The sequence below is a fragment of the Aneurinibacillus sp. UBA3580 genome, assembly GCF_002375825.1.
Taxonomy (GTDB): Bacteria; Bacillota; Bacilli; order Aneurinibacillales; family Aneurinibacillaceae; genus Aneurinibacillus; species Aneurinibacillus danicus.
Window position 1 is genome coordinate 1 of the sequence record NZ_DFMZ01000028.1, and the last position, 14,206, is coordinate 14,206.

Below are 14,206 nucleotides of genomic sequence, written 5' to 3' on the forward strand. Positions count from 1 at the left end.
TGCAGGAATGCCACAGGGAAATTAATACGGTTGGCGCCAAAGCGAATCATCTCGAAATCAGTCAAAAAGTGGTCATTTTGAAAGCTGAGCTAGAAAAAGTGAAAGAACAGGTGCAAAATATAGAATAAAGCAGTAGAATAAAAGTTAACTTTACTATCCCGCTGAAAATAGGGAGGCGTACATGAATGGCCATTAAATTGATTAATATCGGATTCGGCAATATTGTCTCAGCCAATCGCATTATTTCGATTGTGAGTCCGGAATCTGCTCCGATTAAACGCATTATCCAAGAAGCGCGGGACCGTGGAATGCTGATTGACGCTACGTATGGCAGACGTACGCGCGCGGTTATCGTAACAGACAGCGATCATGTAATTTTGTCTGCTGTGCAGCCGGAGACGGTAGCACACAGGCTGACCAGTAAAGACGATGATTCTGAGGAATAATTAAACGGGGGATTGTATGACGCAAGACAGAGGGTTGTTGCTTGTTTTGTCGGGACCGTCCGGCGTAGGCAAAGGGACGGTGTGCGCTGCGCTTCGGCCACGCATGAAAGAGCTTGTGTATTCTGTGTCTGCCACCACGCGCGCACCGCGTGCGGGAGAAATAGACGGGGTAAACTATTTCTTTAAGACGAAAGATGAATTTAGAGCGATGATCGAGAATGACGAGCTGCTGGAATGGGCAGAATATGTTGGTAATTTCTACGGTACGCCGCGTCAATTTGTGGAAGATACGCTGGCGAGCGGCCGCGATGTCATTCTGGAGATTGAAGTGCAGGGTGCGTTGCAGGTGAAAGAGAAGTTTCCGGAAGGTATCTTTATTTTTCTTGCGCCGCCGGATTTAAAAGAGCTCCGCTCCCGCATTACCGGCCGCGGTACGGAGACGGAAGAGTCGATCCGTAACCGCATGATGGTAGCGAGAGCGGAAATCGAGTTGATGGATCATTATAATTACGTCATCGTAAATGACGAAGTGGACAAGGCTTGCGATCGTATTCAGGCTGTGATCACGGCAGAGCATTTAAAAAAAGAAAGACAAATCGCGAAATATCGTGATTGGATTAAGGAGGTTTTTTAACAGATGATTTATCCTTCGGTTGATGAACTGTTGCAGAAAGTGGACAGTAAATACACGTTGGTAAGTATCGCTTCTAAACGTGCGCGCCAGATGCGTGAGCAGAACAAGTTTTTGGTTGATAAGCCGGTTTCTCATAAGTTTGTCGGCATTGCATTAGAAGAGCTGCACGCCGGAAAGATTGAATTCGAACGGGCTAACAAGACCAGCCAATCATAAGCCAAACGAACGCACACAACGGGAAGCGCATATCGAACCAGGGCTTGCAGCGATGCAGGCGGGCACGATATGCGCTTCTTTTCAATGCAAAGGGGAGAGAGCAATGAAAGGAAAAACCATTGTCATCGGTGTCACCGGAGGCATTGCGATTTATAAGGTTGCTGATTTGTGTAGTAAGCTAACCCAGCGAGGTGCCGATGTATGGGTGTTGATGACCGGGTCGGCCACGCGGTTCGTTCAGCCGATTACGTTTCAGGCCCTGGTAAGGAATCCTGTACTGACCGATACGTTCCAGGAACCGAACCCGGCGGTCATCTCGCACATTGATGTAGCAGACCGAGCAGACTTGTTCCTTGTTGCACCGGCGACGGCCAATATCATCGGCAAGATGGCAAACGGTATTGCCGATGATATTGTTACGACTGCATATTTGGCGACAAAAGCGCCCGTCTGGATTGCCCCCGCCATGAACGTAAACATGTACGGTCATCCGGCGGTGCAGAATAATATGCGTCGGCTCACAGAATACGGCTATCGCTTTATCGAACCGGCAGAAGGTTACCTGGCATGCGGCTGGACAGGCAAAGGGCGCCTGGCTGAACCGGCGCATATCCTTGGGGAAATTGAAATGTTTTTTGCTGATGAACGGCATAGAGACATGGAAGGCGTACGTCTGCTGGTAACGGCGGGAGCGACCCAAGAAGCGGTCGACCCGGTCCGCTTTTTCACAAATCATTCGACCGGCAAGATGGGCTATGCCATTGCCGAAGCCGCAGCTAAACGCGGCGCGCAGGTGACGCTTGTCAGCGGAAAAACCAATCTGACCCCTCCTGCCGATGTTGAGTTCGTTCCGGTTGTATCGGCCGAAGATATGTATCAGGCGGTTATAGCCCGTTATGATAAGATGGATGTGATTGTTAAATCCGCGGCCGTAGCTGACTACCGGCCAAAGAGCATACATAGTCAGAAAATGAAAAAGCAGCCCGGAGATTTAGTGATTGAGCTTGAGCGGACACGCGACATTCTTGCGGAGCTTGGCAAGCGGAAAACGCACCAGTTCCTTGTCGGATTTGCGGCGGAGACGGAGAATGTGGAGGAAAACGCACGGGGGAAACTGGAGAGGAAAAATGCCGATATGATTGTGGCCAATAATGTGGCACAGAGCGGTGCGGGGTTTGGTACGGATACGAACATTGTTACCATCTATACAAAAGACGGGGAAAAAAGAGATTTGCCGCAAATGAGCAAGGCGGAGATTGCCGACCGTCTGTTGGATGCCGTGCTTGAAGCCTGCAAGAAACGGAGAGAGTAGATGTTTGCCCGCGTTGTTGTTGATGTGCCGGTCGTAGATACCGATCGGCCGTTCGATTATCGGATTCCCCCATCCCTTACCCCTTTTGTCGCCATCGGCAGCCGGGTTTCCGTGCCGTTCGGACCGCGCAAGCTACAGGGATTTGTTGTGGAACTGTCGGAAACATCTGAAGTACAGAAAACGCGTGACATCCTTGATGTGCTGGATGTGGAACCGCCGCTGACTGAAGAAATGGTCTGGCTGGCCGGCCGCATGAGCGAACGATACATGTGTACGCAGTATGCGGCACTGCAATCCATGATTCCGGCAGTGCTTCGTTCCAGCTACGAAAAACAAATCTCGCTCACGCCGGAGGGAAAAGCATTTATTCCTGTATTGCCGGAAGAACAGGCATTTTATCAATATATTGAGAAACGTCAGCCTATTTCTTGGAATAAAGTAATAAAGGAGTTCCCGGAAGCCGGGGTCTGGCTTGATGAGGGCATAAAGCAGAAGCGAATTCACGTAGAGCAAAGTGTAGGCGATCGTGTCACGAAGAAAACAGTCACGCTCCTCTCGCCGGCCGTACCTGTCGAAGAACTTGAGGCTGCTCACGCCAAGCTTCCAAAAACCGCCGTGCGGCAGAAGGAGATTCTCTCACACTTCATCCATTTCTATGGCCCAATTTCGCAGCCGGAACTCCTTGCGATGCTCGGCATCTCTCACCACGCGGTCAAAGGATTGGTAGACAAAGGACTTCTTACAAAAGAAGAAGTTGAAAATTACCGCGATCCGTTCGCCGGTCGCAAGTTTACACCGGCACCGAAGCATGCATTTACCGTGCAGCAGCAAAGCGTGATTGACGGCATCGTCGCAGGGATGAATCCGCCCGTCTATTTTCCGTGTCTTCTGCACGGTGTCACCGGAAGCGGCAAGACGGAAGTGTACCTTGAAATTATGGAGCGTACCATTGCGCAGGGCCGGGAAGCGATTTTGCTTGTGCCGGAGATTGCGCTTACCCCGCAAATGGTCAACCGCTTCAAAGGGCGGTTTGGCAGTCAGGTGGCGGTTATGCATAGCCGCCTGTCCCAGGGTGAACGTTACGATGAATGGCGCAAGATTCGGCGCGGCGAAGTGAAAGTCGCGATCGGTGCCCGCTCCGCCGTATTTGCACCGTTTCAAAATCTGGGATTGATCATTTTAGATGAGGAACATGAAGGTTCCTATAAGCAGGAGGAAACGCCGCGCTATCATGCGCGCACGATTGCCCAGTATCGGGGGATGCGACACAATGCAATCGTCATACTGGGCAGTGCAACGCCGTCAATGGAAACTTACCATGAGGCGAAAAAGGGGCGTATTCGGTTCTTCGAAATGACAGAAAGGGTAGGAAACCGGCCGCTGCCGGAGGTTAGGCTTGTAGATATGCGGGAAGAATTAAGAGACGGGAACAGGACGATGTTTAGCAAAACGCTGATGGAAGGAATAAATGACCGCCTTGAGAAAAACGAACAAATTGTTATGTTTCTCAATCGGCGCGGCTTCTCCACGTTCGTTATGTGCCGTTCATGCGGCTATGTGGCCCAGTGCCCGCATTGTGACATTTCCCTCACGTATCACCGCAGTAACCGGACATTGCGCTGCCATTACTGCGGCTATACAGAACGTGAGCCGCAAGTATGCCCGGAGTGCGGCAGCGAGCATATCCGATTTTTCGGGACGGGGACCCAGAAAGTAGAAGAAGAGCTGGCGCGCTATTTTCCGGGAATTCGTGTAATCCGGATGGACGTGGATACGACCGGGCGTAAAGGTGCACATGAGAAATTGCTGCAGGCGTTTCGTGAAGGCAAAGGCGATGTGCTGCTCGGCACACAAATGATTGCCAAGGGACTTGATTTTCCGAACGTCACACTTGTCGGTGTGCTGGCCGCTGACAGCATGCTGAACTTGCCGGACTTTCGGGCGGCGGAGCGGACGTTTCAGTTGATTACCCAGGTGGGAGGCCGGGCGGGCCGCCATGAGAAGAAGGGTGAAGTGATTCTGCAAACGTACAATACGGAGCATTACAGCATTCAGTATGCAAGCCGGCATGACTATAAATCTTTTTTTGTAGAAGAGATTAAGCAGCGCTATGAGAAGAACTACCCGCCGTACTATCGGCTCATCCTATTTACATTGGCGCATGAAAATGTGCCGCTGCTTGTGAAAACAGCTGAACGCTTCGGGAAGAAGCTGCGCGAAATTATTCCACCGGGCGCCTATTTATTGGGGCCTGTCGCTTCCCCGATCGCTCGCATTAAAGATAGATATCGTTTCCAATGCATGATAAAATATAAAAGCGATCCGAACGTCCTGCCCGCGGTTGCACGGGTAATCCGGGCGTTTGACGAAGAACGGAAGAAGACGGGGATTACGCTTACGGTGGATGTAGATCCGCAGATGATGATGTAGCACAAAATAAGTTTGAGAGGGTAGAAAGAAAGGAGAGGAAAGAATGAGGAGAGGATTTCATGGTGAAAAAGGCGAACGCCTTTTTCTTCTCCGGCTCTTCCTTCTCCTTCTTTCTTTAATGATTTTCACAGAAAATAAGTCGGATTCATATGGGAGGAACAAAACGAATGAGCATCCGAATGATTGTAAAGCACCCGAACCCGGTACTGCGGGAGAAGTGCAAAGAAGTGACAAAGTTTAACGCGAATCTTCATAAATTGTTGGACGATATGGCTGAGACGATGTATGATGCGGAAGGTGTCGGTCTGGCTGCGCCGCAAGTCGGCATCACAAAGCGGGTCGTTGTCATTGATGTTGGAGATGGCATTATTGAGATGATTAACCCGGAAATCATTGAAGCAAAAGAAGAACAATTCGGTCCGGAAGGCTGCCTGAGCATTCCCGGTCTGTTAGGGGATGTGCGCCGTGCCCGCTGGGTGAAAGCGAAAGCGCTGGATCGTAACGGCAACGAGATTATTGTGGAAGGCGAAGATTTGCTGGCACGCGCCATTCAGCATGAAATCGATCATTTAAACGGCGTACTATTCATCGACCTGGCGGAGAGAACGTACTCCGGAAAAGAACAATAGAAGCATAAGACACAGAAGGAGTGGACGCTTGTGCGAATCGTATTTATGGGCACCCCGGATTTCGCGGTGCCCTGTTTGCGAAAATTGATGGAAGAAAACTATAACGTCGTTGCGGTGGTTACACAGCCGGACCGTCCCAAGGGACGCAAAAAGCAGCTGGCCGCCCCGCCGGTGAAAGAGGCTGCGCTTCTGTTCGGTCTTCCGGTACTGCAGCCGGAGAAGCTGAAGGTGGACGGCGTGCAGGACATTCTTGATTATAAACCGGATTTAATCGTGACCGCGGCATTCGGGCAAATTCTGCCGAAAGATCTGATTGATTATCCGAAGTACGGCTGTATTAACGTGCATGCTTCCTTACTTCCGCAATACCGCGGCGGCGCGCCAATCCATAAGGCGATTATTGATGGCCAGAAGGAAACCGGTGTAACGATTATGTATATGGTGGAGAAATTGGATGCGGGTGATATGTTGAGCCAGGTGCGTGTGCCGATTGAAGAAACGGATAACGTCGGTACGATGCACGACAAGCTGAGCCGGGCCGGGGCCAAGCTGCTGCTCGAGACAATCCCTAAGCTGATAAACGGTGAAATCGATCCGGAGAAGCAGGATGAATCGAAAGTAACGTACGCATGGAACATTAAGCGGGAAGATGAGCGTCTCGACTGGACGAAGTCTGCCCGCGAGCTGTTCAACCAGGTGCGCGGATTGAATCCGTGGCCGGTCGCGTACACCGTAGCGGACAATCAGGTGATGAAAGTTTGGGAGACGCATGTGTTAAAAGAAGACGGCGGTGATGACAAGGAGCCGGGCACCATTCTGTCCGTATCGCCGGAAGGCATGGATGTACAGACGGGCCGGGGCATCCTGCGTTTGACTCGTATCCAGCCTGCCGGCAAGAAAGCAATGGCGGTCGCCGACTACGTGCGCGGTAGCTCCACGCTTGAACCCGGCATGCGATTTGCCACGGAGACGGCCGATGAGTAAACGGAGAAAAACGTTGCCGGTTCCCAGAAACGCCCGCGAACTGGCCGTACGCGTTCTGACGGATATTGAAGAAAAGCAGGCGTACAGCAACCTGGAGTTGAAACACGCGCTTGACCAAACCAGGCTCTCGCGCCGCGATACAGCATTGGCGACGGAATTGGTTTACGGTACGCTTAGCCGATTGAATACGCTTGATTGGATGCTCGGAAAATTTGTGACCCAGCCGCCGGTCAAGCTGGAAGGCTGGGTGCGCAATTTGCTGCGCATCAGCTTTTATCAGCTTTCATATTTAGATCGGATTCCGGAACGCGCAGCGGTACACGAAGCGGTAGAAATTGCAAAAGCCTGGGGACATAAAGGAATTGCAGGCATGGTCAACGGCGTGCTGCGCAATCGTCTGCGCCAACCGGAGAAGGTTGAAATTCCCACCGATCTGCCGCCGGTCAAGCGGATTGCCCTTGCCCACTCGCATCCCGAGTGGATGGTGGAAGAATGGATGAAGCTATATGGTGAGGCGGAGGCGGAAAGCATGTGTGCGGCCAACAACCTGCCGCCGGTAGTAAGTCTTAGAGCCAACACGCTCCGGGTGACTCGGGATGAATTGATTGCACAAATTGAAAAGCAGAAAACCGATGCGGAAGTGGAGCCTTCGCGTGTCGCTCCAGAAGGTGTCATTGTAAGCGATATCGGTAATATTGCGGAATTGCCGGCTTATGCAAGCGGGTCGTGTACTGTGCAGGATGAGAGTTCCATGTTGGTGGGGCGGGCGCTGGCACCAAAGTCCGGCATGAAGGTGCTTGATGTGTGTGCGGCTCCCGGAGGCAAAACGACGCATATCGCCGAATTGATGGGAAATAAAGGCGAGATTACGGCACTGGATCTGCATCCGCATAAAATTTCCCTGATTGAAGCGAATGCGTTCCGTCTCGGTATTTCGATTATCGAAAGCCGCCAGGGTGATGCACGCAACGCGGACAAACTGTTTTCGAAGCAGAAATTCGACCGAATTCTGGTGGACGCCCCCTGCACCGGTTTGGGGGTTATACGCCGTAAGCCGGACATTAAGTGGCACAAATGGCAGGAAGACATATCGGCCATCAGCGAAATTCAATATAAGATTCTTTGTGCGGCTGCAGAGCTTGCGGCACCGGGCGGCAAAATCGTGTACAGTACCTGCACTGTCCAACCGGAGGAAAACGAGCAACTGGTACGCCGTTTTATAGCTGAACATCCTGCCTGGGAGTTAGACGGCACGCTTGCGCAGGACATGCCCGAAACGATTAGGGAGAAGTACGGGACATTGACGGAAGGATATATGCAGATTCTGCCCCATCATTTTGGTACAGACGGATTTTTTATTTCCCGTCTAAAAATGAAAAAATAGTAGGAAGCGTGTTTTATGCTTCCTTTTTTCTTTTTAGAAATGTTTTGTGATACAATATGATGTGAACTTTTGAGAAGAAATGGTGATTACAAGAATGAAATCTTTTATTTATAGCCTGACGCTCCCTGAGCTTACACGATGGATGGAAGAGAACGGGGAGAAAGCGTTCCGCGCCGGGCAAGTATTTGATTGGTTGTATGGGAAGCGAGTGGAGTCATTCGCCGAGATGAGCAACCTGTCCAAAGCCCTGCGTGAGAAACTGGACGCGTCATTTCGCATGGATGCGCTAAAAGAGATTACCCGTCAGGAATCGCAGGACGGAACGGTGAAGTTCCTGTTCTCACTCCATGACGGCCATGCGATCGAAACGGTAATCATGCGGCATAACTATGGCAACAGCATCTGTGTCACCACACAGGTTGGCTGTCGCATCGGCTGTACGTTCTGCGCGTCAACGCTGGGTGGTCTCAAGCGCAATCTAGAGGCAGGAGAGATTGTCATGCAGGTGTTGGCGGCGCAAAAAGCGCTGGATGCTAAGAATGAGCGGGCCAGCCATGTCGTTGTCATGGGGATCGGCGAGCCGTTCGAGAACTACGATGCGCTGCTTGCGTTCCTTCGTATTATCAATGATAACAAGGGCCTGAATATCGGCCAGCGGCATATCACGGTATCTACGAGCGGTATTGTGCCGAACATCTACCGATTCGCCGATGAGAAACTGCAGGTAAACCTGGCAATTTCTCTGCATGCACCGAATACGGAAATCCGTTCGCGTCTCATGCCGGTGAACCGGCGCTATCCGCTGGATGAGCTGATGGAAGCCTGTGAGTATTATATTAAAACGACCGGTCGCCGCCTAACATTCGAATACGGTTTGTTCGGCTCGGTGAATGACAGACCTGAGCATGCCGAAGAGCTGGCTGAGCTCCTTAAAGGCATGCTGTGCCATGTCAATCTCATTCCGGTAAACTATGTGCCGGAACGCAACTACGTGCGCACTGCGCGCAACGATATTTTTACATTCCAGAAAACTTTGCAAGCGAAAGGAATCAATGCTACGATTCGCCGTGAACACGGCAGTGATATCGCTGCGGCCTGTGGACAGCTGCGGGCCCAGCATGCGAAACAGACGTAGAGGTGAGGAATAGAATGGAGTCAGCCATACAGACGCATATCGGTTGTGTAAGACAGACGAACGAAGATTCAGGACGAATCCAGCGGTATGATAACGGCTGGATTCTCGCGATCGTCGCTGACGGCATGGGCGGCCATCAGGCGGGCGACGTCGCCAGCCAGATGGCGGTTGATATTATCTGTGAATCGTTGAAGGACATAACCGATTATACTACGCCGAGTGAGCTGCAGCAGAAGCTGAATAATGCGATTCAACTGGCCAATGAGCGTATTCTGACATATGCACAGGAGCATGAAGAATGCCGGGGGATGGGGACAACGGTGGTCATTGCTCTGATGAACCACCAGCTCGGCGTGCTGGCCCATATCGGGGATAGCCGGATTTATCGCTACAGCCAGGGCATTCTTCAGCAGATTACAAGCGACCATACGCTGGTTAACGAGTTGTTGCGTAACCACCAGATTACACAGGATGAAGCGGCCAACCACCCGAGGCGCAATATATTGACGCGCGCGCTTGGTACCGACAAGAAGGTTAAGGCCGACTTCAGTATTTTGCACTGGGATACTGGTGACATGCTGCTGCTTTGCTCGGACGGATTATCAGGCAAAATCGGCAGCGAGGCAATGGCGAAGGTGCTTACGAATGGCTCCCTTAAAGAGATGGCGGACGAGTTGATTGAAAGAGCGTTGGATGCAGGCGGGGAAGATAACATTACGGTCATCCTGCTGCGTAATCAATCGGAGGCCGGAGAATGAAAGGGGGGAGCCTGCAGATGATTGGAAAGCGAATCGGTGGGCGCTATGAAATTGAACAGCAAATTGGAGAAGGTGGGATGGCCATTGTCTACCGTGCGCGCGATACGCTGCTGAATCGCACGGTAGCTTTGAAAGTGCTGCGCTCCCAGTTTGGAAATGACGATGATTTCGTGGCCCGCTTTCATAGGGAAGCTCAGGCGGCGGCAAGCTTGTCCCATCCAAACGTAGTCAACATCTACGATATTGGCCAAGAGGACGATATGTACTATATCGTTATGGAATATGTCGAAGGGATGACATTGAAAAAATATATCAATGGACACGCTCCGCTGGATGTGAAAGAAGCGGTGGATATCGCGGTTCAAATCTGCGACGCGCTCGACCACGCGCATCAAAATGAGCTGATCCACCGGGACATTAAGCCGCATAATATTTTGATTAATAAATTCGGGCGCATTAAAGTGACCGACTTCGGTATCGCGCGGGCTGTATCATCGGTGACAATTACGCATACCGGCTCCGTACTTGGCTCCGTGCATTATTTTTCGCCGGAACAGGCGAAGGGTATCGCGGCCGGTGCTAAATCGGATTTGTATTCGCTTGGTGTTGTTTTGTACGAGATGCTGACGGGGGAACTGCCGTTCTCCGGTGATTCGCCAATTAGTGTGGCGCTTAAGCACCTGCAAGAGACATATGTGCTTCCGCGCAAGCTCCGTCCGGAGATTCCGCAGAGCTTAGAAAATGTCATCATCCGCGCTATGGCGAAAGAGCCGATGTACCGTTATGAATCGGCGCGTGAGATGCTAGAAGACTTGCAGACGTCCCTCTCACCGGAGCGCAGGAATGAGCCTGTATATCTTCTTCCGGAGAAGTACGGGGTGGAAGAAGACCCGGAAATTACGCGCGTGATTCCGGCGATTAAACCGGAGATGATGCGCAAACGTAATTGGGACGAGGAAGAGGCTGTGCCGGTCAAAGAGCCGAGCGAAGCGGCGGAGAAACCGGCGGTTCGGGAAGAAGCCGCGGTAGAAGAGACGGATACAAAGCCGCTGCCCTGGAAAAAAGCGGTTGGTTGGGTTGCAGGGATTTTTCTGTTTTTTATGCTGGTCGGAGCCGCTGTCTTTTACGGCTTCTCATTTTTCCGTGTGCCGGACGTAACCGTGCCGTCAGTACAGAATATGCCGCTTGATGAAGCACGCCAGAAGCTGGAGGCGCTAAAATTAAGGCCGGCCATTCAGGAACAGTACGATGAGAAAGTGGCACCCGGCCGTGTAATTAAGCAGGATCCGGTGCCGAACATGCAGGTCAAAGAAAATTCCGAAGTACGGCTGATCGTCAGCCAGGGCAAGCCGAAGACAGCAATGCCTAATTTCGTGGGACAGAACATCGATGATGTGGAAAGCCAGCTTACCGGCAAATACAAAGATTATCATATTGAAAAAGAAACAAGTGAAGATCAGCCGGCCGGTACGATCCTGAGACAGACACCGACCGCCGGCCAAGAAATTGTGGCATCCGATACGGAAGTGACATTGGTCGTAAGCCAGGGTCAGGAGAAGGCAACGTTGCCAAAACTTGTAGGTTTGACCGAGGAAGAGGCAAAGCTTAAGCTCGAACAGTTGGGCTTGCGTCCGCAGATAGATAGGAAGCCGAGTTACGAGCCGGAAGGGACTGTAATCGAACAGTCTTACCGTCCGGATAATCAGCTCGAAAAAGGTACATGGGTGCGCATCACGGTCAGCGAAGGTCTGCCTGAGGAAGCGCGCCGGGTAAAAGAGACGGTGGACGTCTACTTGAACCCGGGCGAGAAGGCCAACATCGAGATTAAAGTGACGGACGCCACCGCACAGAACAAAACGGTGGACAGCTACACGATTAAACAAAGTACGCAGTTTCAGGTTCCTGTCGTCCTCTCGCCATCACAGGATGCGATCATCCAGGTATACAGGGACGGACAACTATATCAAGAAAAACAGGTTAAATACAGTGATTTTCAATAAAATTGGAGGGGTCTCATGCCGCAGGGCCGTATAGTAAAAGCACTGGCCGGCTATTATTATGTGCAGGACGGTGATGCGCTCTGGCAATGTCGGGCCAGAGGGGTATTCCGCAAAAAAGGCATCACTCCGCTGGTCGGGGACGAAGTGGTATACGAAACAAACGGAACGGAAGGAACGATAACCGAGATTTTACCGCGGACGAGCGAGTTGATTCGTCCGCCTATTGCCAATATCGATCAAGCGATTCTCGTCTTTTCGCTCGTCGAACCGGACTTTAATCCGCAGCTGTTAGATAAGTTTCTGGTACATACGGAGGCGGCCAACGTAGATGCAGTCATCTGCCTTACAAAGGCTGATTTGCTATCCGATAAGGAGAAACTCAACCGTATTCGTGAGCGCTGCAATGCGATTGGCTATCCGGTCGTAGTGACCAGCTCGAAGGGCAAAAGGGGAATTGAAGATATTCGTGCATATCTCGGCGGACACCTGTCCGTTTTCGCCGGCCAGTCAGGGGTAGGCAAATCTTCCTTATTAAATGCCTTATTCAGCGGGCTTTCACTAGAAACAGCTCCGATTAGCCAGAAATTGGGTCGGGGCAGGCACACGACAAGGCATGTAGAGCTGATTCATCTGGCGGAAGGCGGCTGGGTCGCAGATACACCGGGTTTCAGCTCGCTAGATTTTCAATCGATTGAAGCGAATGAGCTCGGGCTGTATTTCAAAGAAATGCGTGCCATGCTCGGGGAATGCAAATTCCGCGGCTGCCTGCACGTGAATGAGCCGGGCTGTGCGGTGCGCGCAGCGGTAGAAGCGCATGAAATTCAACCTGCGCGCTATGAGAACTATCTGCAATTTCTACAGGAAATCAAAGAGAGAAAGCCGAGGTATTGAACACATGGTTAAGATTGCACCGTCGATTCTTTCCGCGGATTTTGCCCGCCTGGGAGAAGAGATTAAAGAAGTAGAGCAGGGAGGTGCGGACTGGATCCACATCGATGTGATGGACGGTCATTTTGTGCCGAATCTCACGATTGGACCACTGGTTGTAAAAGCCGTTCGCCCGCATACGAATTTGACGCTTGATGTCCATCTGATGATTGAGAATGCGGATATGTACATCCCCGAGTTTGCAAAGAGCGGCGCGGATATCATTACCGTACATCAGGAGGCATGCGTGCATCTGCACCGCACGATTTATCATATCAAAAATCAAGGCGTAAAGGCCGCCGTTTCTCTTAATCCTGCCACTCCGGTCGGAACGTTGGAGCACGTGCTTGAAGATATCGATATGGTCCTGCTTATGTCTGTGAACCCCGGCTTTGGCGGTCAAAAATTCATTCCGGAAGTTGTGCGCAAAGTGACACAACTAAAAACAATGCTTGAAGAGCGCGGTCTGGGCGATAAAGTCGAAATTCAAATCGACGGCGGCATTAATGCCGAAACGGCTCCGCTTGTTACAAAAGCCGGAGCGACCTGCCTGGTGGCGGGTAACGCCGTCTTCGGTCAGGCGGATCGTGCCCGCGCCATCGAAGATATTAAACAGGCTTGCCGATTATAGAATAAAGTTGAGGGCCGTGTTTTTTTATTGAGCTTGATTTCATATTTTTTAGAAGCCCGGCATATGTTAAACCGAGCAGGCGGAAGAAGTACACAGCCGGTACATTTGAATATACTGGACTGTACCTGAAATAAGGGAGGGGTCATCATGCGGTTTTATACTATTAAGCTGCCGAAGTTTCTGGGGGGGCTGATTCGCGCGATTCTCGGCGGGGGAAAACGATGAGGTGGCGTAAGACATAAAAAAAGCACCATAAAAGGGGTGCTTTTTTTATGTCTCTATTACACTCGCGTAACTAAACCGGATTTCAATGCTTTAGTGCTTACGTATACGCGCTTCGGCTTTCCATCCACCAGAATGCGTACTTTTTGTACGTTTACGCCCCAAGTGCGTTTGTTCGCGCGGTTGGAGTGGCTGCGCTTGTTGCCGGTTTTCGCCCGTTTGCCAGTTACATAACATACACGTGCCATTCTATTCCACCTCCCTGAGATGCAGTCAATCAAAGTGACTCTCTTTGCATACTCAAGTATAATATCATACACGTATGGCAAAAGCAAGAGATCTGTCAAGAATTTATCCTTTACATTGACGCGCGTTGGAGAGTTCTTTATAGTAAATGATGAACAATTTAAGCATCTCGTCCTAGGAACAGAAAAATCTTATGGCATTTCCGCCGCAACCCCAACATGAAAATCATGGGAAGAACAACTAACTTTTGTG

Annotated in this window: 16 protein-coding genes; 15 read left to right on the forward strand and 1 reads right to left on the reverse strand. The window is 51.1% G+C overall.

Translation table 11 applies throughout. The annotated features are described in order from the left end of the window. From B2899_RS04555 to spoVM, 15 genes are all read left to right on the forward strand, one after another. Window positions 1-128: endoribonuclease YicC domain-containing protein (locus B2899_RS04555; protein ID WP_286884347.1), on the forward strand; the 128-nt coding region annotated here is incomplete at its 5' end. 57 nt (window positions 129-185) lie between these two features. Then, complete coding sequence (remA, locus tag B2899_RS04560; RefSeq protein ID WP_146812084.1) at window positions 186-446, forward strand: extracellular matrix/biofilm regulator RemA; 261 nt, start codon at window positions 186-188, stop codon at window positions 444-446. A gap of 16 nt (window positions 447-462) precedes the next feature. Beyond that, window positions 463-1,080 (forward strand): guanylate kinase, encoded by a 618-nt coding sequence (gmk, locus tag B2899_RS04565; protein ID WP_146812083.1) that lies wholly within the window; start codon window positions 463-465, stop codon window positions 1,078-1,080. Window positions 1,081-1,083: 3 nt separating this feature from the next. Continuing rightward, window positions 1,084-1,296, forward strand: a complete 213-nt coding sequence (gene rpoZ, locus B2899_RS04570; protein WP_146812082.1) for a DNA-directed RNA polymerase subunit omega — start codon at window positions 1,084-1,086, stop codon at window positions 1,294-1,296. A gap of 103 nt (window positions 1,297-1,399) precedes the next feature. Beyond that, the gene (gene coaBC / locus B2899_RS04575; protein ID WP_286884345.1) at window positions 1,400-2,608 is read left to right on the forward strand and encodes a bifunctional phosphopantothenoylcysteine decarboxylase/phosphopantothenate--cysteine ligase CoaBC; all 1,209 of its coding nucleotides are present in this window, start codon (window positions 1,400-1,402) and stop codon (window positions 2,606-2,608) included. Next, window positions 2,609-5,038 carry a primosomal protein N' gene (gene priA / locus B2899_RS04580; protein ID WP_146812080.1) on the forward strand — a complete coding sequence of 810 codons (2,430 nt, stop codon included), beginning with the start codon at window positions 2,609-2,611 and terminating at the stop codon, window positions 5,036-5,038. A 167-nt stretch (window positions 5,039-5,205) separates the two neighbouring features. After that, on the forward strand, window positions 5,206-5,667 hold the full coding sequence (def, locus tag B2899_RS04585) for a peptide deformylase (protein WP_146812079.1): 462 nt from the start codon (window positions 5,206-5,208) through the stop codon (window positions 5,665-5,667). A gap of 45 nt (window positions 5,668-5,712) precedes the next feature. Continuing rightward, window positions 5,713-6,651, forward strand: a complete 939-nt coding sequence (fmt, locus tag B2899_RS04590; protein WP_286884348.1) for a methionyl-tRNA formyltransferase — start codon at window positions 5,713-5,715, stop codon at window positions 6,649-6,651. After that, window positions 6,644-8,035: a 16S rRNA (cytosine(967)-C(5))-methyltransferase RsmB gene (gene rsmB / locus B2899_RS04595; RefSeq protein ID WP_146812078.1), complete on the forward strand. Its 1,392-nt coding sequence runs from the start codon at window positions 6,644-6,646 to the stop codon at window positions 8,033-8,035. Before fmt ends, rsmB begins: the two co-directional genes overlap by 8 nt. A gap of 94 nt (window positions 8,036-8,129) precedes the next feature. Next, window positions 8,130-9,170, forward strand: a complete 1,041-nt coding sequence (rlmN, locus tag B2899_RS04600) for a 23S rRNA (adenine(2503)-C(2))-methyltransferase RlmN (RefSeq protein ID WP_146809447.1) — start codon at window positions 8,130-8,132, stop codon at window positions 9,168-9,170. Window positions 9,171-9,184: 14 nt separating this feature from the next. Next, a complete protein-coding gene (locus tag B2899_RS04605) occupies window positions 9,185-9,928 on the forward strand; it encodes a Stp1/IreP family PP2C-type Ser/Thr phosphatase (RefSeq protein ID WP_146809446.1) in 744 nt (247 codons plus the stop codon). Beyond that, on the forward strand, window positions 9,925-11,928 hold the full coding sequence (gene pknB, locus B2899_RS04610; protein ID WP_286884346.1) for a Stk1 family PASTA domain-containing Ser/Thr kinase: 2,004 nt from the start codon (window positions 9,925-9,927) through the stop codon (window positions 11,926-11,928). The genes B2899_RS04605 and pknB overlap by 4 nt, the downstream gene beginning before the upstream one ends. Window positions 11,929-11,943: 15 nt before the next feature. Then, the gene (rsgA, locus tag B2899_RS04615) at window positions 11,944-12,819 is read left to right on the forward strand and encodes a ribosome small subunit-dependent GTPase A (RefSeq protein ID WP_146809445.1); all 876 of its coding nucleotides are present in this window, start codon (window positions 11,944-11,946) and stop codon (window positions 12,817-12,819) included. A 4-nt stretch (window positions 12,820-12,823) separates the two neighbouring features. Continuing rightward, complete coding sequence (gene rpe, locus B2899_RS04620) at window positions 12,824-13,486, forward strand: ribulose-phosphate 3-epimerase (RefSeq protein WP_146809444.1); 663 nt, start codon at window positions 12,824-12,826, stop codon at window positions 13,484-13,486. Between the two features lie 147 nt (window positions 13,487-13,633). Beyond that, window positions 13,634-13,711: a stage V sporulation protein SpoVM gene (gene spoVM, locus B2899_RS04625; protein WP_139188865.1), complete on the forward strand. Its 78-nt coding sequence runs from the start codon at window positions 13,634-13,636 to the stop codon at window positions 13,709-13,711. A 56-nt stretch (window positions 13,712-13,767) separates the two neighbouring features. Here the strand turns inward: spoVM and rpmB are convergent, their stop codons facing one another. Next, window positions 13,768-13,956, reverse strand: coding sequence for a 50S ribosomal protein L28 (gene rpmB, locus B2899_RS04630; RefSeq protein ID WP_146809443.1), 189 nt, complete (start codon window positions 13,954-13,956; stop codon window positions 13,768-13,770). Between the last annotated feature and the right edge of the window lie 250 nt (window positions 13,957-14,206).

Bases quoted from the DNA above. Each gene is read 5' to 3' on its own strand.
- def (WP_146812079.1), top strand. From the start codon at position 5,206: ATGAGCATCCGAATGATTGTAAAGCACCCGAACCCGGTACTGCGGGAG.
- rpoZ (WP_146812082.1), top strand. From the start codon at position 1,084: ATGATTTATCCTTCGGTTGATGAACTGTTGCAGAAAGTGGACAGTAAA.
- fmt (WP_286884348.1), top strand. From the start codon at position 5,713: ATGGGCACCCCGGATTTCGCGGTGCCCTGTTTGCGAAAATTGATGGAA.
- spoVM (WP_139188865.1), top strand. From the start codon at position 13,634: ATGCGGTTTTATACTATTAAGCTGCCGAAGTTTCTGGGGGGGCTGATT.
- coaBC (WP_286884345.1), top strand. From the start codon at position 1,400: ATGAAAGGAAAAACCATTGTCATCGGTGTCACCGGAGGCATTGCGATT.
- B2899_RS04605 (WP_146809446.1), top strand. From the start codon at position 9,185: ATGGAGTCAGCCATACAGACGCATATCGGTTGTGTAAGACAGACGAAC.
- rlmN (WP_146809447.1), top strand. From the start codon at position 8,130: ATGAAATCTTTTATTTATAGCCTGACGCTCCCTGAGCTTACACGATGG.
- rpe (WP_146809444.1), top strand. From the start codon at position 12,824: ATGGTTAAGATTGCACCGTCGATTCTTTCCGCGGATTTTGCCCGCCTG.
- rpmB (WP_146809443.1), bottom strand. From the start codon at position 13,956: ATGGCACGTGTATGTTATGTAACTGGCAAACGGGCGAAAACCGGCAAC.
- gmk (WP_146812083.1), top strand. From the start codon at position 463: ATGACGCAAGACAGAGGGTTGTTGCTTGTTTTGTCGGGACCGTCCGGC.
- rsgA (WP_146809445.1), top strand. From the start codon at position 11,944: ATGCCGCAGGGCCGTATAGTAAAAGCACTGGCCGGCTATTATTATGTG.
- pknB (WP_286884346.1), top strand. From the start codon at position 9,925: ATGAAAGGGGGGAGCCTGCAGATGATTGGAAAGCGAATCGGTGGGCGC.
- priA (WP_146812080.1), top strand. From the start codon at position 2,609: ATGTTTGCCCGCGTTGTTGTTGATGTGCCGGTCGTAGATACCGATCGG.
- remA (WP_146812084.1), top strand. From the start codon at position 186: ATGGCCATTAAATTGATTAATATCGGATTCGGCAATATTGTCTCAGCC.
- rsmB (WP_146812078.1), top strand. From the start codon at position 6,644: ATGAGTAAACGGAGAAAAACGTTGCCGGTTCCCAGAAACGCCCGCGAA.